This is a genomic window from Shewanella sp. Isolate11, from assembly GCF_022398315.1.
GTDB lineage: Bacteria > Pseudomonadota > Gammaproteobacteria > Enterobacterales > Shewanellaceae > Shewanella.
Genome location: NZ_JAKEVF010000001.1, coordinates 383,927 through 406,359 on the forward strand (window position 1 = coordinate 383,927; position 22,433 = coordinate 406,359).

19 protein-coding genes are annotated in these 22,433 nt (G+C 44.9%); 6 read left to right on the top strand and 13 right to left on the bottom strand.

Annotation, left to right across the window (positions count from 1 at the left end; genetic code table 11):
• Positions 1 to 119 precede the first annotated feature (119 nt).
• Entirely contained in the window at positions 120 to 2,276 is a 2,157-nt protein-coding gene (locus tag L1D21_RS01600) for a S46 family peptidase (protein ID WP_239843477.1), read from the top strand.
• A 295-nt stretch (positions 2,277 to 2,571) separates the two neighbouring features.
• Here the strand turns inward: L1D21_RS01600 and L1D21_RS01605 are convergent, their stop codons facing one another.
• From L1D21_RS01605 to L1D21_RS01625, 5 genes are all read right to left on the bottom strand, one after another.
• Positions 2,572 to 2,922, bottom strand: coding sequence for a cytochrome c3 family protein (locus L1D21_RS01605; RefSeq protein WP_239843478.1), 351 nt, complete (start codon positions 2,920 to 2,922; stop codon positions 2,572 to 2,574).
• 76 nt (positions 2,923 to 2,998) lie between these two features.
• A complete protein-coding gene (locus L1D21_RS01610) occupies positions 2,999 to 4,666 on the bottom strand; it encodes an FAD-binding protein (RefSeq protein WP_239843479.1) in 1,668 nt (555 codons plus the stop codon).
• 535 nt (positions 4,667 to 5,201) lie between these two features.
• Entirely contained in the window at positions 5,202 to 5,930 is a 729-nt protein-coding gene (locus L1D21_RS01615) for a pseudouridine synthase (protein ID WP_239843480.1), read from the bottom strand.
• Between the two features lie 3 nt (positions 5,931 to 5,933).
• Positions 5,934 to 6,635, bottom strand: a complete 702-nt coding sequence (locus L1D21_RS01620) for a DUF998 domain-containing protein (RefSeq protein WP_239843481.1) — start codon at positions 6,633 to 6,635, stop codon at positions 5,934 to 5,936.
• A 263-nt stretch (positions 6,636 to 6,898) separates the two neighbouring features.
• Positions 6,899 to 8,242, bottom strand: a complete 1,344-nt coding sequence (locus L1D21_RS01625) for a Na+/H+ antiporter NhaC family protein (protein ID WP_239843482.1) — start codon at positions 8,240 to 8,242, stop codon at positions 6,899 to 6,901.
• 379 nt (positions 8,243 to 8,621) lie between these two features.
• Here L1D21_RS01625 and L1D21_RS01630 point away from each other — a divergent pair, with 379 nt between their 5' ends.
• Positions 8,622 to 9,146 (top strand): DUF3087 family protein, encoded by a 525-nt coding sequence (locus L1D21_RS01630; RefSeq protein ID WP_239843483.1) that lies wholly within the window; start codon positions 8,622 to 8,624, stop codon positions 9,144 to 9,146.
• Positions 9,147 to 9,158: 12 nt separating this feature from the next.
• Here L1D21_RS01630 and L1D21_RS01635 read toward each other — a convergent pair whose 3' ends face one another.
• Complete coding sequence (locus tag L1D21_RS01635; RefSeq protein WP_239843484.1) at positions 9,159 to 9,881, bottom strand: FadR/GntR family transcriptional regulator; 723 nt, start codon at positions 9,879 to 9,881, stop codon at positions 9,159 to 9,161.
• A gap of 416 nt (positions 9,882 to 10,297) precedes the next feature.
• On the opposite strand from L1D21_RS01635, the gene L1D21_RS01640 reads away from it, so the two are divergent.
• Entirely contained in the window at positions 10,298 to 11,542 is a 1,245-nt protein-coding gene (locus L1D21_RS01640) for an OprD family outer membrane porin (RefSeq protein WP_239843485.1), read from the top strand.
• Positions 11,543 to 11,632: 90 nt separating this feature from the next.
• Here L1D21_RS01640 and L1D21_RS01645 read toward each other — a convergent pair whose 3' ends face one another.
• A complete protein-coding gene (locus L1D21_RS01645; protein ID WP_239843486.1) occupies positions 11,633 to 12,562 on the bottom strand; it encodes a LysR family transcriptional regulator in 930 nt (309 codons plus the stop codon).
• A gap of 116 nt (positions 12,563 to 12,678) precedes the next feature.
• Between L1D21_RS01645 and L1D21_RS01650 the strand changes: the two genes are divergently transcribed.
• The 3 genes from L1D21_RS01650 to lgt all read left to right on the top strand — a co-directional run bounded on the left by L1D21_RS01650 (position 12,679) and on the right by lgt (position 16,443).
• Positions 12,679 to 14,136: an NAD-dependent succinate-semialdehyde dehydrogenase gene (locus L1D21_RS01650; protein ID WP_239843487.1), complete on the top strand. Its 1,458-nt coding sequence runs from the start codon at positions 12,679 to 12,681 to the stop codon at positions 14,134 to 14,136.
• Between the two features lie 25 nt (positions 14,137 to 14,161).
• Complete coding sequence (gene gabT / locus L1D21_RS01655) at positions 14,162 to 15,445, top strand: 4-aminobutyrate--2-oxoglutarate transaminase (protein ID WP_239843488.1); 1,284 nt, start codon at positions 14,162 to 14,164, stop codon at positions 15,443 to 15,445.
• A 218-nt stretch (positions 15,446 to 15,663) separates the two neighbouring features.
• Positions 15,664 to 16,443 carry a prolipoprotein diacylglyceryl transferase gene (lgt, locus tag L1D21_RS01660; RefSeq protein ID WP_239843489.1) on the top strand — a complete coding sequence of 260 codons (780 nt, stop codon included), beginning with the start codon at positions 15,664 to 15,666 and terminating at the stop codon, positions 16,441 to 16,443.
• 176 nt (positions 16,444 to 16,619) lie between these two features.
• Here lgt and L1D21_RS01665 read toward each other — a convergent pair whose 3' ends face one another.
• The 6 genes from L1D21_RS01665 to L1D21_RS01690 all read right to left on the bottom strand — a co-directional run bounded on the left by L1D21_RS01665 (position 16,620) and on the right by L1D21_RS01690 (position 22,433).
• The gene (locus tag L1D21_RS01665; RefSeq protein ID WP_239843490.1) at positions 16,620 to 17,384 is read right to left on the bottom strand and encodes an oxidative stress defense protein; all 765 of its coding nucleotides are present in this window, start codon (positions 17,382 to 17,384) and stop codon (positions 16,620 to 16,622) included.
• 383 nt (positions 17,385 to 17,767) lie between these two features.
• Positions 17,768 to 17,998 (bottom strand): transposase, encoded by a 231-nt coding sequence (locus L1D21_RS01670; protein ID WP_239843491.1) that lies wholly within the window; start codon positions 17,996 to 17,998, stop codon positions 17,768 to 17,770.
• Positions 17,999 to 18,576: 578 nt separating this feature from the next.
• Positions 18,577 to 19,482 (bottom strand): 23S rRNA pseudouridine(2604) synthase RluF, encoded by a 906-nt coding sequence (gene rluF, locus L1D21_RS01675; protein ID WP_239843492.1) that lies wholly within the window; start codon positions 19,480 to 19,482, stop codon positions 18,577 to 18,579.
• 134 nt (positions 19,483 to 19,616) lie between these two features.
• The gene (locus L1D21_RS01680; RefSeq protein WP_239843493.1) at positions 19,617 to 20,627 is read right to left on the bottom strand and encodes a sensor domain-containing diguanylate cyclase; all 1,011 of its coding nucleotides are present in this window, start codon (positions 20,625 to 20,627) and stop codon (positions 19,617 to 19,619) included.
• 169 nt (positions 20,628 to 20,796) lie between these two features.
• Positions 20,797 to 21,738 carry a cytochrome c nitrite reductase subunit NrfD gene (gene nrfD / locus L1D21_RS01685; RefSeq protein WP_239843494.1) on the bottom strand — a complete coding sequence of 314 codons (942 nt, stop codon included), beginning with the start codon at positions 21,736 to 21,738 and terminating at the stop codon, positions 20,797 to 20,799.
• On the bottom strand, positions 21,735 to 22,433 hold the full coding sequence (locus tag L1D21_RS01690) for a 4Fe-4S dicluster domain-containing protein (RefSeq protein WP_239843495.1): 699 nt from the start codon (positions 22,431 to 22,433) through the stop codon (positions 21,735 to 21,737). The genes nrfD and L1D21_RS01690 overlap by 4 nt, the downstream gene beginning before the upstream one ends.

Sequence of the window (22,433 nt, forward strand, 5' to 3'; positions counted from 1 at the left end):
TTGAGTTTCACTTTGTATTCCAGAGTTTGATGGGTTGGTTTGATATTCGGTTAATGATTGAGATTGGATGATCATCAAGTATTCGATGAAATAACAATTACAAAACGGACTTAGCAAAAATGAAAAAATTGATGTTAACCGCAGCGCTAGTGGCTTCATGTGCAGCGCAGGCAGATGAAGGTATGTGGCAGCCTTATCAGCTTCCGGCGATGGCCGATGAGCTAAAAGCAAAAGGCTTAGAAATTGATGCTAAATCGATTTCTAAATTAACTGAATTTCCAATGAACGCTGTGATTAGCCTAGGTGGCTGTACCGCTTCATTTGTGTCACCCAAAGGTCTGGTGGTGACCAATCATCACTGTGCTTATGGCTCGATTCAATACAACTCAACACCTGAGAAAAACTTGCTTGAAGATGGCTTCTTAGCCAAGTCGCTCGATCAAGAATTACCGGCGACACCGGGTTCGCGTATCTATGTTACCGAAGCGGTGACCAATGTGACCGATCAAGTAAAGCAGGGGCTTGAGAGCAAAGTTGGTAACGAGTTCTACCAAGGCATCGAAGCGAAAGAAAAATCTTTAGTGGCACAGTGTGAAGCCGAAGGTGGCTATCGCTGCCAAGTGTATAGCTTCCATGGTGGATTAGAATATTACCTAGTAAAACAGCTTGAGATCCGCGATGTGCGCCTAGTGTATAACCCAGCAGCCAGCGTGGGTAAATATGGTGGTGATATTGATAACTGGATGTGGCCACGTCATACCGGTGACTTCTCTTTTTATCGTGGCTATGTGGCTAAAGACGGTAAGCCTGCAGACTTTAGCAAAGACAACGTCCCATACGAGCCAAAGAGCTTCCTAAAAGTTTCTGCTAAAGGCGTGAGTGACGGTGATTTTGTGATGGTAGCGGGTTATCCCGGACGCACCAACCGTTACCGCACCGCGAATGAAGTAGAAAACCAGTTTGAGTGGGCTTACCCCGAAGGCAAGATGTTGCGTGAGCGCATTATCGAAATCATTAAAGAAACTGCTGCAGATGGTAGCGATGAGCGTATCAAGTATGAAAGTTTGATCGCTGGTTTGGCTAACTACGCTAAAAACTTCACCTCGATGATCGAGTTCTATGGCAAATCGACCATGCTCGAAGATCGCAAGGCGTTAGAAGCTGAGTTGACCGCTTGGATCAATAAAGATAGCGATCGTAAAGCCAAATATGGCAAGACGTTAGCCGAGTTGGATAGCCTAATTGTGACTAGTCAGGAGCATCAGGCGCGCAAGACATTAATGGGTTACTTAGGTTACACCACTATGTTACCTACAGCGCGTCAGCTTTATCGTTTGGCGAATGAAAAGCAGCTCGATGACATGGCACGTGAGCCTGGATACCAAGAGCGAGACATGACTCGCTTTAAGTCGGGCCTAGAGCGTATCGATCGCCGTTACGCGGCGAGTGTCGATAAGGCTATTGCTTTAGAACTATTGAGTCGCTACGCCGCTTTACCTAAGGAAGATCATATTGCTGCTCTCGATAAAGCCTTCGGGATCGGCAGTAAGTTTGATGCAGCTAAGCTAAGCAAAACCTTAGATAAGATGTATGCCAAAACCGAGCTAGGTGATAAAGCTGTGCGTCTGGCATGGATGGATAAATCGGTTAGCGATTTCAAAGCATCGAAAGATCCTTTCATCCAGTTGGCGGTAGCACTTTACGATACCGATATGGCCCAAGAGAAACAGCAGAAAGAGCTTACGGGTAAGTTGATGAAGGTGCGTCCACAATATATGGATGCCATCATTGCTTACAATAAGGCGCAGGGTAAGCCGGTATATGCCGATGCTAACTCTAGTCTGCGTGTGACTGTGGGTAATGTAAAAGGCTACTCGCCTCAAGATGGTTTGCATGCTGTGCCATTTACTCGCCTCGAAGGGATTGTGGCTAAAGACACGGGTGTTGAGCCATTTAATGCACCTCAGAAACAGTTAGAGTTAATCAAGCAGAAGCAATATGGTGATTTTTACGTGAAAGCCATCGATTCTGTGCCAGTTAACTTCCTATCGACGCTAGATACCACTGGGGGCAACTCAGGTTCTCCAACCTTGAATGGCCGTGCCGAATTAGTAGGCCTACTGTTTGATGGCGTGTATGAAAGTATTATTGGCGATTGGGGTTATGACCCTGAGACTAATCGCTCAATCCAAGTCGATAGCCGTTATATGTTGTGGGTGATGAAGTATTTAGATAATGCTGACAACCTACTAGCAGAAATGGAAATCGTACATTAATCGCCGATTCATGTAGTTCAAATACTGTTTAGTACAAGCTGAAAGGGACGAAGGTGAAAACCTGCGTCCTTTTTTATTGCCATGGATATGTGGGCGATAATGGCATTTGTTTACCGCTATGCTTAATGGTAAGTTGCTTAATTATACTGATTGCTATCAGTAGCTTAATGGTAACCCTTAAACTAAAGGATTAGTCAGATGAAATGAAGCTAATTTAACGCTGTTGCACTAACAATAAAAAACCACCTTAAAAAGGTGGTTTTTGAATGCAGGGATGATGATTTAACTGTGTGGCCTAAGGTACTACGAAATCGAAACGTAGGTGGCAGCTACCACAGTAGTTTTCAGATTTTTCGTGTACGTTGTGGCATGAAGCACAATCTAGCTCAGTGTCAAAGTGACGGTTTTTGTGTGGGTTAGTCGGTTTAACATTTTTGGTTTTTTCCGCTAACTTTTTAGTGTTGTGGCACTGAATACACTTAGTCATTTTCACAGCTTCACGAGTCTCAGCCTTACCATGACAGCTAGCGCATTTTACGCCCGCTTCAAGGTGAGTTTGGTCAAGTAAAGGACTGCTTTTTGCTGCTAGCGCATTACCAGCGAAGACGCTTAGTACAAGAGATAGTACGATGGTTAACTTCTTCATTGTCTTATTTCCATTATTCAATTCGTTTGACTGGATGCCTGCTTGGGCAGGCATCCACCATTGATGACTCGGCGCCTTATAACTTGGCTACGTGTCTACCAGTCAGGTAACCGAAGGTGTAACAACGGCCTAGAGATAGACCGAATACGGTTAGTGGGTAATCAACGCCACCGTAGAAACCGCCGCCCATGTTACCGACGATGAATAAGCCGCCGATTGGCTTACCGTCAGCATCAAGAGCTTGGTGATTTGCGTCAACCAGTACACCTGAAGTGATAGCTGAGATACGCATACGACGGTGGATACCGTAGAATGGTGCTTTCAGTACAGGAGCCATCTTGCTTGGCGCTTTACCGAAGTCTTCATCTCTACCTGACTTGCATAGTTCGTTGTAACGCTTAACGTTTTTAACAAAAGTCTTAGGATCACAACCTAGTTTTTCTGCCAGCTCTTCTAAGGTGTCAGCAACGAAGGTATTGATTTGAGATGCGTAAACACCTTTCTTCTCACCTTTCACTTCAGGCATGTAGTGCTTCATCTCTTCAGGCGTGTAAGCGCGTCCTGGCCAACCTTTTGCTTGCTCCATGTAGTTAGAGTCGAAGATTTGGTTGTAACGACCTTGGTTAACTTCATCACGTAGGTAGTTGTTCATTAATGACATTTCTACCTGTTCGTTAACGAAACGCTCACCTTTACCGTTAACAGCTAGGAATGGCATATCACACATTGCCGCTGGACCTGCATCGAAGTCGTGAAGCATCTTAGTGTGACCCGCTGGTTCGATAACACCGCCAGCCCAGTACGCCATAGCGAAACCGTCACCGGTACGATCCATCTGCTTGCGTTCGAAGTTCTTCAAGTCAGGGATAAAGAAGTCGCACATCGCTTTGTTGTTTTGGTAGTCACCGGCTGAAAGAATGACACCTTTCTTCGCCATGAACTTGTGGTACTTACCATCACGGTTTTGTGCAATAACACCGATCACTTTGCCAGTTTCATCTTGGATTAACTGTTGTGCAGGGGTGTTGAAGAAGAATTTAACACCCGCTTTCTCAGCGGTTTTGGCTAGCGCACGCATACCGTCGCCAGCCGTGTATGGCTTAGGACCGAAGTATGAAGTGACGAACTCAAGTGGGTATTCTGTAATACCATGAATGCCGTGTTGTGGCTTAGTGCCTTGGTCAACACCTTGAGCACCACCTTTGTTCGCACGGTCAAGAACCCATTTTACCGCTTCACCTGAGTTATAAGCCCAGCTTCTGATCAGTTCTGGGTGGCTACGGTGAGCGTTATCCGCCATTAGACGGTTAACTAGGGCTTCGATACCTGCTTTGTCACTCGTCTTAAGATCAAGGCCTGAACCTGTGTTACCTTGAGAAACTACGATGGCTTGCTTTTGTAGTACAGCAACACTTGCACCATTTTCTCTAGCTGAAAGTGCAGCTGGAACACCTGAAGCACCTGCACCAACGACAACAACATCAAAAGTTTGTGTTGAAGCAATTTCTGCATCAGAAATTGGCTTAGGTTTAGGCATAAACTCTAAAGAAGCATTCCCAATGTGAGCATACTCTTGAGTAGAAGCAGGTGCCGCGCTAGCAGAACCTGTCAAACCCGCAAGGGCTAAGCCACCCGTTCCCATCGCTGCGCGAGTTAGGAAAGAACGTCGTGAAATCCCATTTTTCAGGACATTGGCAGTGTATTGATCAATTTCGTTCGGTTTCTGTGAATCGTCTTTACTCATTTTCATTCTCCTTTGGCTCTCGCTGTATTAGGGGATGACGCCGATAACAACAACAGATGAGCCAGTCTTAGCCGCATTTTGTGTACTTGCTTTAATCTCTCGAGGCGTAGCTGAGTGACATGGGTAATGCTCACTCAATCAACATGGATTTAAATGTATGACATATGATGGTTAACGAAAAGTATTATTCGTTACATCTTTGCAGTGCTTCACAAAATGCTGTCATTTTGAGCTCTGTTATACGAAAAATTTTATTATCTTTAAAAAACAGTCTAATACAGTGAAATCTAAACTATTTGAGTTATTAAAAGCTGCGTAATTAACGCATGTTTAGATTTAACAAATATTTAAAATCAGTCGTTGTCAGGCTAGGAAATGAAATCATTTAGAGAGCTAAAAGGTGGTTTTATTTAATTTGAACTCGGGATAATCAGTGTCGAAAGATCTAAATTTAATAAGCTAAATCATTGCTATAAATGATTAGCTTGAACAGGAAATCTATTCAGCGGCTCTGCTTATCCAGAGTTCAGGTTATTTACTTTTGTGGGTTTTTTGTCACCACTAATAGGGTGTTTACTTCGACTTGGCTTAATGGTCGCATCCCGCCGGGAGGAAGATCGCCAAGTTGCAATGTTTCGATGCTACAGCGTTTTAAATCGATAACCTTATAACCGAGGGCGAGGCTCATGCGGCGAATTTGTCGATTCAAGCCTTGGGTGAGAATGATTTCAAAGCGGTCGTCAGTCAGCCTTTGAACTTGGCAAGGGAGTGTGGTGAGGTTTTTATAACTGACGCCAGCGGCCATCTGTTGTAGAAAGTGGTCATCATAGGGGCGATTTAACTGAACTTGATAACGCTTGCTATGACTAAAGTCTGGATGCATCAACTTATGGGTTAACTCGCCATCATTGGTGAGTAATAACAAACCGCGGGAGTCTTTATCGAGTCGGCCGACAGGATACAGTCGAGGCTGTTTTGGTAGCAGGTGTAATAGGCTGCAGGGGTCTTGAGGCAATAGGCGGCAATCGGTGCCCACCTGTTTATTGAGGACCCAGTATTGTTTAGTTTCGACAACACCCAAAGGTTGATTGTCGATATAAATAGCCTGACTGGCTTGTTGCCCTTGCTCTGTCTTAACTAGATTTATTTGGTCAATATGATTGGCTTGTCGTTGCTCGATTCTAACTCGGCCATCACGAATCAATCGACTGGCTGTGCGGCGAGAGCAGTACCCAGTTAAGGCAATATATTGTGCCAGCCGCATGGGTTAATAGCTGGCTGAGAGCTGAGTTGAAATGCTCTCTCGATAACTCTTCAACGCAAGCTTATTAATGGTCAGTGCCAATACAATACACCACAGCATGATAAAGTGGGTTTGGCACCACATGATCACCGAGACTGCACAGATGCTGCTCGCTTCATGTAGACAAGGATCGAAATCAAAGTTGTTCCAATTCAGCATGAGTGCTAATGCTGTAGCACAAATCAGTCCCAATAAACTCACCACAAATAGTGGCATTGGACAGAGGGGTTTATGGTTTATGCGTGCGCATAAGCTGAGAAAATACAACAATATAGTGGCGAGTAAGAAAGCGGTTGAAAACAGCCGGTGTTCTTCAAGGAAATTAATTGGATAGATTCCCATCAAGATGATGGTAGCACCTACCACAAAACCCGCTAAGGAAATGTAACGGCCGAAATAACCTAAACGTAATTGTTGTAGTCCATACATAGCAAGTAGGGTACAGACACCGGCTAAAATCAGCCCCATGTTAAAGATGTAGGCTAATGGAGAGTCAACATAATTACCCAACATATCGGGACGCTGGTTAAAGACCAAAAAACCTAACTGTAAGTACTTAGCGGCTAGGGTAATGGAAATGCCTAAGGCAGAGATAACGGCACCGGCTAAGATGGTAAAGATGACCATGCGGTGAAAATCATAATTGATAGGTTGATAGGTAGACATAGTATCGCCAGTTATTATTGTTATATAAAAAAGAGCGCGAACAGTCGCACTCCTTTCTTAGCTTGGCGTTGGGTTATTGGCCGTCTCATAGGGTCGATTGATTTATATCAGACGCTTTGAGAGGCAAATAGACACAAAATGCTGCACGCCATCTGTGATATCCCTATGGCTACAGTCTAAGTGAATTTTAGCGATTATTAAACTCAAATTTTTAACAAATGAAACAGGGCGCTAAGAGCGCGTCTGTTTCAGATATTCGACAGTTAGTGACGTTTACGCAGAGTCACTATCACGACTGCTACAAGAGCCAATACTAAACAGTACCAAGCGTGGCTAATGGCATCGACAGGGCTGATGCTAAAGGTTGATGCGATTAATAGGGCTTGGGCGCCGTATGGAATTAACCCCTGAATAATACAAGAGAAAATATCTAAAATACTGGCGGCGCGCTTAGGCGACACCTTATGTTTTTGCGCTAATTCTTTGGCAATATCACCGGTAACCACGATAGACACGGTATTGTTAGCCACACAGGTGTTGGTCAACGCGACTATGCCAGCCATGCCTAATTCGGCGGCGCGAGGAGAAGCATCGCCTCTGGCTTTTGAAAAGCGCATGATTAATTTTTCAATTTGCTTGCTAACAAATGCTAATCCACCTTGTTGTTGCATTAGTGCCGCTAGACCGCCGACTAACATCGACAGGATAAAGATCTCTTGCATGTTGCTAAAACCAGCATAGATATCTTGGCCAAATTTAATCACTCCGTAATCACTGGTTGCTAGGCCTGTCACGCCGGCTAGCACTATGCCCAGTGTCAGCACTACAAAGACATTTAGTCCCGCCACCGCCAAAATTAATATGGTGAGATAAGGGATCACTTTAATAAAATCGATATCGGGTGCCGCGACGTCGGCTTGGCCTTGGCCTGCAAGCGTAAATAACACCAGGGTGATAATGGAAGCCGGAATGGCAAAGATCAGGTTTTCTCTAAACTTATCTTTCATCTCACAGCCTTGAGTTCGGGTCGAGGCAATGGTGGTATCGGAAATAATCGATAAGTTATCACCAAATAAGGCGCCCGAAATGACCGCACCGGCCATTAAAGCAAGATCGATCTGTGCTTGGTCGGCAACACCTAATGCGATTGGCGCTACGGCGGCAATGGTGCCCATTGAAGTCCCCATAGCTGTTGCGATAAAGGCGGCAATCACGAAAAAGCCTGGCAGCAATAAGCTCGATGGAACCAAAGACAAACCAAGTGCGACAGTGGCATCAACGCCGCCAGTGGCTTTGGCTACAGAGGCGAATGCCCCCGCGAGCAGGTAGATAAGACACATGGCAATGATATTGGAGTGACCAATACCTGAGATAAAGGTTTCAATTCCCTGATTGAGCCTCTGTTTAGAGATGATCAGTGCCAAAATAATTGCGGGTAAAATGGCGATCACACTGGGGAGTTGATAGAAGGCAAAATCTACTCCTTGGCTTTGGAAATAGACGCCAGCACCAATAAATAGTGCTAAAAATAGAAACAGCGGAAGTAGGGCAACAAAAGAGGGTTGCACACTCGCTGCAGATGTTGGGGCACTGGTTGAATTAGTCAAAGTGATCTCTCTTTAAGCTAAACGTCTCTTTTGAGCACGTAATGTAAAAACGATATAACCATTGGTTTCCACGCCCTCCTTGCCGGAATATTTCGTTAGCTTATTTTTGTCGTTAAGCCAACGGGTCATCTTTATAGGTTAGAGGATATGGGATTGATATTTATCTGTCAATTTAGACGTCTAGATGTTTTTACTTCTATTTATGTTTTTTCGTGATTTTTGAGCTAAGTCCGCTTTTTAGCGGTTGCTGAAATATGATTCGCTTAATTTATGATTGACTTAAGTATAGAAAACAAATATTTGTTTGCTCTATTAACATCGGCTTAAGTTGTGGCGTGCTAATCTAGGTATCCGCTGCAGCACTATTCTATGAGAGAAAATGAAGTTAATTGCTATCGATAAGCAGGTTTACCGCCAGCATCTTAGTCGCGTTATCAGTATATTTATTGCCAGCCTGGCTATCTTGTCGCTGTTGTTTGGGCAGCTATTGATCCACTTTTTTGGCAATACCGAAATTGTTTCGGGTGAGTCGACGGGAAATTTGCCACTCAACTTCTTAGGCGTGCTATTAGGATTTACGATTTCGGCGCTGACGGTTTATCGGTTGCGACACCGAGACTATTTCAAAGAAATCTATTACGTCTCGCGTTTAAAGGTGCTGCACAATCGAATTTACCGCAAACTGACTTCAATTAAGTCTGCGGCTGAACAAGATAATATTAATGCGTTGATTATATTGAACTTCTATTACACCAGCCTGAAACTAGTGTATCAGTTAGATGATAATACCCTGACTTTAAGTCATGTCGAAAGTGAACTGGCGGCCATACAGCAGAAACTGACCGCGTTAGGTTTAACCGTCAATGAACAAGACTTTAGCCAGGAACTATTAGCATCGTTTTAAGCCGCTTGCTAGTTAAGCTTCATGCTGATGACGATATTCATCTTCGATGAATTTCAGACGCGAGATGAATTCAGTGAGATGTTCGCGCATGGCGATTTCTGCTTGAACTTGATCTCTTGCGACTACCGCATCGATAATGGATTTGTGCATTCCCAATGGGTGTATTAGGTTGGTATCGGGTTGGAATTTTTGAGTAATATTAGCGACAATTTGGATCAATGATTTGTCGATAGCCGTCAAGAATCGGTTCTGACACATGTCTGCTAAGAGGTAATGCACTTTTTGGCGAAGTTGGACGGTTTCTGGGTACTCAATGGTTTGGTTTTCATTATTGTCGGCTTCGATGAGGGCTTGGATTTGCTCGTCGGTACCATTAATGGCTGCCAGACCTGCTACCATGGGTTCGATAGCCAGTCGAGCCTGACAGATCTCAGAAAAAGACATCTTGCCCAAGAAAAACAGATCATGACATTCGCGGCTTAAGCGTTCGAAAGTGAACTCTTTAACGAAAGCGCCGCCAGTGGCACCTTGCTTAATTTCAATTAACCCTTTTGCCTCTAATCGTTTTATTGCTTCTCTAATCACGGTACGACTGACTTGGAAAGTTTCGATTAACTCTCGCTCAGAGGGGAGTTTATCACCTACACCATATCGACCTTGAAAAATGGCTTGGTGAAGTTGATTAGAGACTTCTTCAGAGGCTTTAACTTGTTTGATCGGCTGAAAGTGATTCAAGACAATTTCCATATAAATTAGAGAAGCAAAATTATACCATAGCAACCAATCGAGTGAGTAGCATTGAGCATTATTTACTTACAGTTTCCCTAGCAGTGTCTGTGTTAATAATTCAATAGCCAAGATAACAATTATTAACATCTAATGATCATAAAAGTGATCCTTTCCCCAGTTTAAATATTTTCGTGAGCGACTTTTCAGATCTAAGTCGATTAAATATACGGTTAAATATAAACATCGTACATTTGACGTATAACGTTAAATGGTTGGGCGTTATGTTTCAAAAACGCTTCTGAAAAGTAAGTTGTCGTTAACTCTGCTGAGTCATATTCACAGCATTGAAGTCGCAACAATTAAAATACGATGATCTCGTGACCCTGTTTATTCAGAGTCTTTATCGAGAGAAAGGGAATAAGATGATGAAAAAAAAATATATATCGCTTCTCATTATGTCAGCTATTTCAATTCCAGCTGTCGCTGATACCACAATCGATAAGATGTTCAGTGAAGGCAATCTTAGAGGCGAAATGCGTCTTTATGATTTCACTCGTGACTTCGATGGTGTAACTAACACAAAACATGACACCTCTTTCGGTGGACTCTTCTATTACAATACCGCAGCGGTTAATGGCATCAGCTTCGGTACCAGCTTTGCATCTTCTAATCCTATTTGGATTGACGACTCAGCCAGTGTTTATGGTTTGGTTGGTCGTGATGGCACTGGCGCTCATGATAGTGTCAACCGTCTACAAGAGTATTTTGTTCAGGGTGAATGGTTTGATACCAAGTTGAAGTATGGTGCTCAAGAGCTACGTACTCCGATGATGAACCCACATGATATTCGTGCTATCCCTAGAACTTTTCGTGGCTTCTCTGCCGTTAATAATAGCGTTGAAAACCTAACCCTATCAGCGTTGTACATCACTGATTCAATGGGATGGTCTGATGAAAGCTTTGTCTCGGTAAAAGAAGCGGTTGAGGGCGATTTAGCTCGCGCAGGTGTGATTGCTGATGTGGCAGATAATCCAGTGATTGCCTTTGGTGCTAAATATAAGCTGCCATTTGATGCAGTGAAAGCATCGGCTAACGTGTGGCATTACCGCATGGAAGATGTGTTTAATCAAACTTATGCAAAGTTAGAACTTTCTAAGCAATTGGGTGATGTGAATGTTTATTTCAATCCATCTTACTTAACTCAGCAGTCTTCTGGTGATGAAACCGCAGGCGAGCTAGATACTTATCAATATGGCGCTCACTTAGGTGTCATGTTTTCAGGTTTAAACTTAACATATTTGTATGCCAAAACGGGCGATGACACTGTTTTAACCCCTTGGGGTGATGACAAGGTTGTGATCCAGCAGGTATACCAATCGGCTCGGGGCGAAGAAACAGTAAACGCCGCTCGAGTCGCTTATGACTTCAGCAATGTTGGAGTTAAGGGGCTAAATGCTTACGTGTTCTATGGTGAGTATGATGTTCCTGATAGCGCATCAGGTAGTGACTTTAGCGAGCTGGATTTCTCAGTAAGCTATGCCTTGGATAACGTACTTAAAGGATTAAGTGTACGTGCTCGCCATGCTATCGTTGATTTCGATACGGGCGAAGATCTTCAAGATACTCGTTTCTACTTGAAATATAAGTTTAATCTTAGTGGCCTATAACCCGCACTAGGTTTATTGATTTAGACTCTTCCCCCATGCTCCCTGCTCTCCATTGGGGGTGGAGTCTTCTTTTTTTCGCCGTAACAACACTTATTCCGCTAGCGCAAATACCTCTTTAAATGCTGCTAGTAGCAACTCAACTTTAGCGCTTTCACGCGCGCTTGGCTTCACCACCATAGACAAATTAAATTGATAACTAGCTTCATCACCATGGATGATTTTCATCTGCTTGGCTTGCAGCTCTTGCTGAATATAGCTTAGGGGCAGATAGCCAAGATAGCAGCCAGACATGATTAAGGTTTTACGAGTATCAAACTGATAGGCTTTGGCCGATAGATTCAAGCGCTTTAATTGTTCTCGACCTTCAGGATCGATATCGATCCCAGGATGAATCGAAGGGGTTTTAGCGAGCATTTCGGCGCTGATCTGCTCATCTTCAAGTTTAAAATAGGGATGATCTTGGCTACAACACAGATAAATAGGCTCACTAAACAAGGTTTGATAGTGTAAACCTTGGATCTGCTGGTAGCTCGGTAATAAGCCTATATGAGCTTTATCTTGTAACAGCGACTTTTCAATATGATGTAAGGCCTCTCCATCTAAGATGAGATGCAGTTGTGGTTGGCGAGCATGAATATAGGCGACCACCTGTGCTAGTTTTTGTTGCATGGTGTGATCGAGCTGATCGGCACATAAGATCACTAACTCACCAATTAATTCCTCACCTAAGTTATTAACAAACATAGAAAAATTATTAAGCGACTCGAACAGTTCGATACAGGCGTGATACACAGCCTGCCCCGCTTCCGTCAATGCAAAACCACCACGACCTCGGCTACATAGCTTGAGTTTCATGCGACTTTCTAAGTTAGCCATATGCACACTGATAGTGGAGCGAGTGACGCCTAATTCGGTTTCAGCAGCGGCGAATCCGCCATTTTCGACTACAGTACGAAAAATTCGTAGTAATCTTAGATCATACTCAGTGACAGGCTTGGGAATAATTGACTGCTTACTCATAAGTTTTACCACGACAAAACATTGCGTTGATTATTTGGTATTTAACCTGAGATAGTTTTAGGATTCAATAGACAAAAGTAAGCAGTAAAGGTACCCCTAGTGGGTCTGGAGTGATGATGCAGGGAATTAAAGACAGTCAGTTGATCAAGTTAACCTCATATATCGATGGTAACTGGGTTGAGAGTAGTAAACAGTTTGCCGTAGTTAATCCTGCTAATCAGCAGGTGATTGCTCAAGTGGCCGATGCCGGTTGTGATGAAACTGAGGCGGCGATCATCGCGGCAAAGCGAGCCTTACCTGCTTGGTCAAAGAAGTCTGCCAACGAACGTGCAGCCTTGATGCGTAAATGGTTCAACCTCATGATGGAACATCAAGAGGATTTGGGGCGGTTACTGACGTTAGAACAAGGTAAACCTCTAGCCGAAGCCAAAGGTGAAATTGCCTATGGAGCCGCCTTTATTGACTGGTTTGCCGAAGAGGGTAAGCGTGTCTACGGCGATACCATTCCGGCCCCTGCCAGTGATAAACGTATCTTAGTGTTGAAACAGCCTGTTGGGGTGGTGGCATCAATTACACCGTGGAATTTCCCTAATGCAATGATTGCCCGTAAAGCGGCGGCAGCCTTGGGTGCTGGTTGTACTTTTGTAGCGCGTCCTTCGCCATTGACGCCGTTATCGGCGCTAGCAATGGCAGAACTGGCCGAGCGAGCTGGCATCCCTGCTGGGGTATTTAATATCGTAGTCGGTGAAGACGCCGTCGGTATGGGCAAGGTACTGACTCAGCATCCCGATGTGGCTAAGTTTACTTTTACTGGCTCTACGGCTGTCGGCAAGATTTTACTGGCTCAGTGTGCGACCAGTGTAAAGAAAGTCTCGATGGAGCTAGGTGGTAATGCCCCTTTTATTGTGTTTGATGATGCCGATATTGATGCAGCGGTGCAGGGCGCATTGATCTCTAAATATCGTAATGCGGGTCAAACCTGTGTCTGTACTAATCGTATCTTGGTTCAAAGCAAAGTCGCGGTGGAATTCACCGAAAAGTTCAGTGCCGCTGTGGCGAGCCTGAAGATGGGCGATGGCTTAGGCGATGGAATCACTGTCGGGCCGATGATCTCAAAAAATGCTGTCGACAATGTGCTGAAGCTGGTGGATGAAACTAAGGCTGCTGGCGCCCAGGTGATCAGTGGTGGTGAACGTAGCCCATTGGGAGAAAGCTTTCTGGAGCCGGTGATTGTCACTGGAGTCACCAATGAGATGGCTCTGGCCCGCAATGAAATTTTTGGCCCGGTGACCCCCATTATCAGCTTCGATACCGAAGCTGAGGCGATTGCGATGGCTAACGATACCGAGTATGGCTTAGCGGCTTACTTCTATGCCCGTGATATAGGTCGTATCTTCCGTGTGGGTGAAGCGCTGGAGTACGGTATGGTTGGAGTTAACGAAGGCATTATTTCTAACGCTGCCGCACCTTTTGGCGGGGTGAAACAATCGGGTAATGGTCGTGAAGGCTCTAAATATGGCCTAGATGATTATTTGGAAATTAAGTATTTGTGTCTTGGCGGTTTAGATAACTAATTTGCCACTTTTAAGGATGTCAGAGATGAGTAATGCAGATTTACAAGCGCGTAAGGTAAAAGCCATTGCCCGTGGTCAAGGTAATGCCTATCCAGTTTATGTTGAGCGTGCGAAAAACGCCGAAATTTGGGATGTGGAAGGCAAGCGATATATCGATTTTGGCACTGGTATCGCGGTATGTAATACAGGCCATAGTCACCCAAAAGTGGTTGAAGCGGTTAAGGCACAGTTGGATAATTTCAGCCATACCTGCGTGATGGTAAACCCATACGAGTCGGCGGTCGAATTAGCGGAAAAGCTTACTAATATCGCCCCTGGCGACAGTGACAAGAAAGCGATTTTTGTCACCACAGGTGCTGAGGCGGTAGAGAACTGCGTCAAGATTGCTCGTGCTTATACGGGGCGTCGTGGTGTGATCGCTTTTAATGGTGGATTCCATGGGCGTACCAATTTAACCATGGCTTTGACAGGTAAAATCAGTCCTTACAAACATCAATTTGGGCCCTTTGCTGGCGATATCTATCACGCACCATTTCCTATCGCGATGCATGATATCAGCGTAAAAGACTCACTTAAGGCGATTGAAAACCTGTTTAAGGTGGATATTGCGCCTTGTGATGTGGCGGCGATCATCGTTGAGCCTGTGCAAGGTGAAGGTGGTTTCTATGCCGCTCCTGCCGAGTTTTTACAGGCGCTGCGTCAACTGTGTGATCAGCATGGTATTGTGCTGATCATGGATGAAATCCAAACCGGTTTTGGTCGTACCGGTAAGATGTTTAGCTGTATGCATGCTGAAGTTGAACCTGATTTAATCACTATGGCGAAAGGCATTGCAGGTGGTTTTCCTCTCGCGGCCGTGGTCGGTAAGAGTGAGATCATGGATGCGCCATTACCCGGTGGTCTAGGTGGGACTTATGGCGGTTCGCCAGTAGGTTGTGTTGCCGCATTGGCCGTATTGGATGTGATGGCTGAGGAAAACTTAGTTCAGCGCGCGGTGCAGATTGGCGCCACTTTCAATGAGCAATTAACCGCACTTCAGCAGCAATATCCACAATTGATTGGCGAAGTCCGTAATCAAGGGGCGATGATTGCGATGGAGCTGATTGTCGACGGCGACCCACATCAGCCAAATAGTGCTTTAACCCAAGCTATTATTGCTCAAGCGGCTGAGCATGGATTGGTGCTATTAGCCTGCGGCTTCTACGGCAACGTGATCCGTTTTCTGCCAGCCCTAACGATAAGCGACGAGGTGATGTTGGAAGGTTTACAGAAGTTCACGCAATTGTTTACTCAACTGGCCGAGGCGTAAGCGGCTCTCAAGTCTGCAAAATTGTTCAATACTAGGGCTGAGTAACCTAAGGTAACTCAGCCTTTTTATTTACGCTTGAAATGGCGATTTATCACCATCAAACCCTTGAATAATCTTGGGGAAGCGCGTAAAACTGCCTGTCATACGAGAGTTTTTGCCTGTCTGCAGCGCTGATAGAGTCGCACTGATGATGGCTGGCACAATATGGAGCAAAAGGTTTGGAGCACATTATCTGGAATATCGATCCCTTGATGGTTTCTTTCATGGGGTTAAAGATACATTGGTATGGCGTGTTGTTTGCGGTGGCGATTGCCAGTGGTTATCAGGTAATGAAGCGTATCTATGTACGTGAAGGGCTGGATGTCGACTCCCTTGATAATTTATTGATTTATTGTGCCATTGGTATTGTTGTCGGTGCCCGATTAGCCCATGTGGTGTTTTACGATCCCAGCTATTACTTCTCCCATCCGCTGAAGATATTGGCTATTTGGGAAGGGGGCTTGGCCAGTCATGGCGGCGGCCTTGGTGCCATCGTCGCCCTGTATTATTACCGTCGACAGGTGCAATTACCGTTTCTGTACTTGTTAGATCGCCTTGCCATCGCGACCGCTATTTTTGGCTTTTTCGTGCGAATGGGTAACTTTGCCAATTCAGAAATTCTAGGGGTGCCTAGTGATAAACCTTGGGCGATCATCTTCCAGCGTATCGACATGCTGCCGCGTCATCCAGCGCAGTTATACGAGGGTTTTACCTACTTAGGGATTTTTATCACCCTGTGGTTGATTTATCGTTTCACCGAGATGAAGCAGAAACAGGGGGCGATATTTGGCCTGTTTTTAGTGTTGGTGTTCAGCGCCCGTTTCGCGATTGAACTCATAAAAGAGAAGCAGGCCGAATATGCTCATGATTGGGCGATTAGCACCGGACAGATGTTGAGTGTGCCTTTCTTGTTGGTGGGCATCGCTCTGTTGGCAATCCCTTATTTAAAGCGCCGTTAAGCTCGTTTAGACGCTATTAAAAAATAGGCTCGACTTAGGTTGAGCCTTTTTTATAGTGCTGTTTTCTATAGTGCGGGTTCTATTGTGCTAAAGCTGCTGCTATCGAACCGCTTGCTAAAAAGCCCTCGCTGAATAAATCATCCCAGTCAGAATAATTAAGCTGGGATAAATCGAGTCTATTGCGACAGTTGGTATATGACCTCAACCCGATCGCTAATGCTGATCTGCGCCTGCTGATAGCTCTGCGCTACATCGGCCTTCTGGGCAGCTTCCATACGGTACATCACGGATTGTATAGGACGCTGATCGTAATAGCGGATTTTCCAAATACCGCCAAGTTGTTGTCCAAACCCTTGTGCCAGCGATTGTGCTTTTTGTTGAGCATCCTTAATGGCAAGCAGTCGTGCCTTTTCGATTAAGGCTTGCTGCTGACTGGATTTAAAGGCGATATTGTTAACTCGATTGAGCCCTTCGGCTAAGGCGTTATCTAAAATCTGGTTGAGCATATCGAGTTTGTTGACTGTGATCGTTAGTTGGCGATTAGCTTTATACCCCACCTTGTTATTACGACGGGTTTCTGTGTCGTAAACATACCTTGGACTCAGTTGTAGGTTGGCACTTTGAATATCTGTTCTAGGCACCCCCTCGTCAATGAGGCGAGCGATAAAATCAGCGACTGCCTTATCGGCTTGGTTTTTGGCCTGCACAGGTGTGAGTTCCTGCACCATCACTTCGACATTGATTTCTGCCATATCGGCATCAATCTGAATTTCGCTGCTGCCTATGGTTTCTATATGGGGAAAATTCACTTCGTTGGCGCTGATGGGGCCTGAAAATAATATTGTCAGGGCTAATGCCGCAGCACAGGCACTGGTAATTAACCGATTGGTAGGGGGTAGGCTAGCTTGTGTATTTAAATTGGTTGGTATCGATTGCTGCATTGTGTACTCCCAAAAATGGATTGTTAGTACAGGTTAAACGCCGATAACGAGAAAAAGGGTTAAATGGTGGCAAATTATTTTGTCAGAGTTAGAAAAATTGAGTGAGATTAAATAGAGACGTGCAAAAAAAGAAAAAGCCTGATGAATGAGCATCCTGCCATTCACCAGGCGAAAAGCGCCTTTGGGGGTGCGCCTCAAGATACCACCTGTAAAGTATCTCGATAAAAAAGGTTGCTATGATCGAATGTCGCCTATTGGCATGGGCTATTATGTATGCTGCCCTCTAACAATCGCTCACTTACTTCCTAAAAATGCTTGTTATTGTTGTTAACCTTCGCAGGTTTAAATCTGAGTAGCTCTAACACTTAATCGATTTTACCGTATTAATGTTTCAGCAGTTTGAACCTACACACTCGTAAACTAATATCTTGCATCAATTTACTCATTTTGCCTTGGGAGACTTGTTGTTCACTCTGCTTCACGAGTTGATAAACCGTGTTGTCTGAAACGCCAAACTTGCTTGCGACTTCCGACATTACTTGGTTATTTCTCACCTCATCCACAATGCGTTGTGCTTTTTTAGGGCTGATGCATCGACGAACTGATTGACTCATCTTGTCACCTCATAAAACTCTTATCGACCTTAGTTGTTGCGTTAGCGATATACTTGGTTAATCCATATCCCATTGGCTAATGCCTAGATGAGTGAAAAATTGCCATTGTTGCTGAAGCAGTAAACTAATTTGGGTAAGATTTTTCATGATTGACTCCTTAACCAACACTTCTCATTTGTAGATGTTGAACTTTTATCAACTACCTATTTAGATATATGTAAGTTCCGTGCCAACTTTTTAAGTTTTAGCTAAGTCACTGATTTTAAGTTGAATAAATGTGTTTTTAGTTTTTGTGACATTTTTGCCGAAAACTTATAGCTCACCAAATTGGAGCAAGCCGTGCTTAACTGTGGTGCGTGGTGAAAATGTAGACAGCAACTGGGCTGGAGAATAATTGAGCGTAACTAAAATAGGCTAGTTCGCAAGCAAACTAGCCTATTTTTTGATTGTAATATGTGAAGGCTTAGTTGGCTTGCTGTGTTGCTGGCAAAGATACTGCGACTTCTGTTTTAGATATTGCTGATCTCAGCCACTATCATAACCAAGCTGTAACTAGATAGATTAAGCGCTAACCTAAATTAGCGCTTATGTCGTCTCGGTGCCTTACCTTTATTAGCGCCAGCTTTACCGCCGGCGCTTTTACGTTTCTGGCCGCCATGATGCTGCATAAAGTGCTCAGGTCCTTCAATCTTATCTCGCGCACCACGGTTGGTTTTTTTCGCTGGCTTTTTAGCGGGCTTCTTGGCGCTGGCTTTCTTATCTTCAGATGACGAGTTTTCGATGAGTTTAAACAGGGTCGCCAATTCATCATCATCTAGATCACGCCATTCGCCTAAGGGTAAGCCTTTAAGGCTGACATTCATGATGCTTTGGCGTTCAAGCTTAGTGACTTCAAAATTAAAGTGTTCACACATGCGGCGGATTTGACGATTCAGCCCTTGCACCAATACGATTTTAAATACGAAGGTGGAGACTTGTTCGACCTTACATTTCTTGGTGATCACCCCCAGCATGGGGACGCCAGCACGCATACCGGTTAAGAACGCCTCGGTGATCGGTTTGTTGACGGTAACTAGGTATTCTTTCTCATGATTATTGCCCGCACGGAGGATCTTATTGACCAGATCGCCGTTGTTGGTCAGGAAGATCAAGCCTTGGGAGTCTTTATCTAAGCGGCCGATAGGGAAGATGCGTTCACTATGATTGGTAAAGTCGACGATATTATCGCGCTCGCTGCTTTCTGTAGTACTAACAATCCCCACTGGCTTGTTTAATGCGATAAAGACCAAGTCCTCTTCGGCTCTAGGTTCAATGTCGCGACCATTCACTTTAACCTTGTCCCCAAGACTCACTGTGTCACCAATTTGCGCGCGTTTGCCATTAATAAACACATTGCCTTGTTCGATAAAACGATCGGCTTCACGGCGAGAGCAGATTCCACTTTCACTGATATATTTATTGAGACGGATGGCAGAACTGTTCACTAGGGCTTCCTTTGAGCTAAATGGTTGCGGCAATGTCCAACTGAAAAATACACAAGTGAACACAGGCAGGGAGTGAGGCGAATGCTAACATAATTTGCCACTTATCGTTAGATGGTCAGCGCTGGAAAAGTGGCTTATCTTGTGGCCGATTGTAACGCCGAAATTGACTCTGGTTGAGGCTGCCAGAAACAGTAGTCATGTTTGCCACGGTTTTTCACTTGGTACATTGCACTGTCGGCATGTTCACAGCAGGTGGCAAAATCATCATCGGCAGTGAAACAGTAGATACCGATACTCAAACCTAGGCTAATTGTTTGGCCATCGAGTGTAAAACTGTGTCGATAAGCATCGAGCATAGATTGCGCTATTTGACTGAGTTGTTGATGATTATTATCAGGAAATAGGATCAAGAATTCATCACCACCAAAGCGAGCACATTCGGCAGAATCGAAGGCTAAGGTTTTAAGGTTATTCGCCACATCAATCAGCAGCTGATCGCCAAATTGATGGCCTAGTTTGTCATTTAGTTGCTTGAAGCCATCGAGGTCGATAAAAAACAGTGCGCCGCCAGCCTGGGTACTGGCCTGATAATCGAAAAATGCCTGACTAATGGCCTGACGATTACACAGCTTGGTTAATGGATCGCTGAGGGCAAGCAGTGATAACTCTGCTTCATAGCGTTTCTCTTGGGTGATATCGACATGGGAGCCCATCATGCGTAATGGAGAACCATCGGCTTTACGCTCGACGATACGGCCTCGGTCAGACACCCAAGTGATTGAGCCATCTTTGTGCAGCATGCGATGCACGACTTCATAGTAATCCGACTTACCTTCGACGTGATCTTCGAATGCCTTGATGACCCAATCTTTATCTTCGGGGTGGAGATTTTGTTTCCAGCTATCGACATGGGCGGCTAACTCTTCACGGCTATAACCCAGTAATGCGCCCCAACGCATATTGAAAATAGTTAGATTGCCACTGGGGATATGTTGCTCCCATAAACACAGCCGATTACCATCGAGAGCGGCAAATAGCTTCTCTTCGGCGCGTTTGTTCAGAAGCTTGAGTTTGGCATTTTCGCGCTTAAGTTCGGCCAACTCTTGCTGTATTTGAGCAAATAAGGCTTGCTCGTCAGAGTTCATCAGCTTTGTATTCCTTGGATATGACCAGATAAATTTACTCATAATTGGCCTATTTCACAACTGGCAGAGGATGATCGACTGTGATGGCATGCAGTTTTAGGGATATCCTTTGCAGGTATTTGCCGTAAAATATCCCTAAATATTGAGAGAGATAAAGCCAGTATCAGCCTTAGGCTCCGGTCATCTGTCCTGTGTAGAGAATAAAGTTTCGCAGTAAAAAAACACCGATAAGACTGAAACTTGCGGTTACCGCAACATAAGTAAATTTGCGGTCGGCAGAGACTTTCATCCAAAGGTTAAAGGCTAAAGGAAGAGTTAGGCCGACACCTATGATCCCCGCCCAGAATATCCAACCCCAAAAACCGAAGCCAATAGCGTTAAATGCCGCCACTTCACTTTGGCCACCGGATAAGATCAGCCCGACAAAGAAGGTGAATATCAAGATGATCTCAATTAGGATCAAGGGGATTTCGATGCTATGAATAAAGCGCACTTCTACGCCGTTGGGATTGCCTCGGAGCAGCACGCCACCGAGTAAGGTTGCTGCCGCGCCCGAACTCAGGCCAGAGATTAAAAATAGTAGCGGTAATACTGGGTTATTCAGTAGTGGGAAACCAATCAATGCCGATAACAAGAAGCCGGTATACGCGCCAAGCGCCAGTGATAAGATCACTAACACCCCAGTGATCGCCGCTTCTTGGCGAACCAGCCATAAGGTCAGTCGTTGCAGTAGTGGCAATCTATCATCGAGCCATTGCAACAGGGCTTGATGAAACACCACTAATATCCAGGCAAACAGTGCTAACTGATAAGCCATCAGCACCAATACTCCCATGGACATTACCGAGGTGGTGTTATAGAAAACCAAAATTTTCCAAAATTCCAATGGTTTGGTCAGGTCGAAAATCAAGATCCCCAAGCCGCCAAACACCGCGATAGGCGCGATAATGGCTGCGGCTTGCACGAAGTGAGAGTGGCTGGCCTGACTGGCCAGTTTGAAATGTTTGAGCATAATCGCGAAAAATACCGCCCCAGCAGATAAGCCTGCCAGAAACAGGTAGATCGCAATCGGCCAGTGCCAGACTAGCCCGTCGAAGTGAAAGGCACTCATAATATGATCTCCCCATCGATGGTTTGCACATGGAATAATTTAGGTCGAGTACCGAGGTCGACCTTTTCGCGATAAGTGGGGCGGCTTTTTAGCAGCTGAACAACATCAGACTGAGGATCATTTAAGTCGCCGAAAGTTAACGCTTTAGTCGGGCAAGCGACTACACAAGCCGGCTGTTTTCCTTGTTTCAACTGGGTTTGTTGGCAAAAGTCACACTTATCGGCACTGTGGGTCTGCGGATTAATAAAGCGTACTTTATAAGGGCAGGCCGCAACACAGTATTGACAGCCAACACAGCGGTCGCCGTTAACGGAGACAATCCCAGTTTTGCTGTCCTTGTAGGCGGCGCCAGTTGGGCACACCTTGACGCAGGGAGCGGACTCACATTGCTGACATGAATGACGGATAAAGCGATAACGTTGATCGGGATATTCGCCAAATGGACCGATACGTTCGATATGGATACGACTTACGCTATCGGGCACCTGATTTGTCTCACGGCAAGTGTTGGCACAAGCATTACAGCCGATACAGGCATTTTCATCATGCACCATGGCATATTTGATCTGTGAAGGATCGTCATGGCTGCTGGCTTGTGGCGCGCTGGCTAAGGGAGATTGAGTTATGCCGTAAATGGATACTCCAGTCAGAAGTGCGCCGCATCCTTTAATAAACTGTCGTTTTGAGCGTTGCAT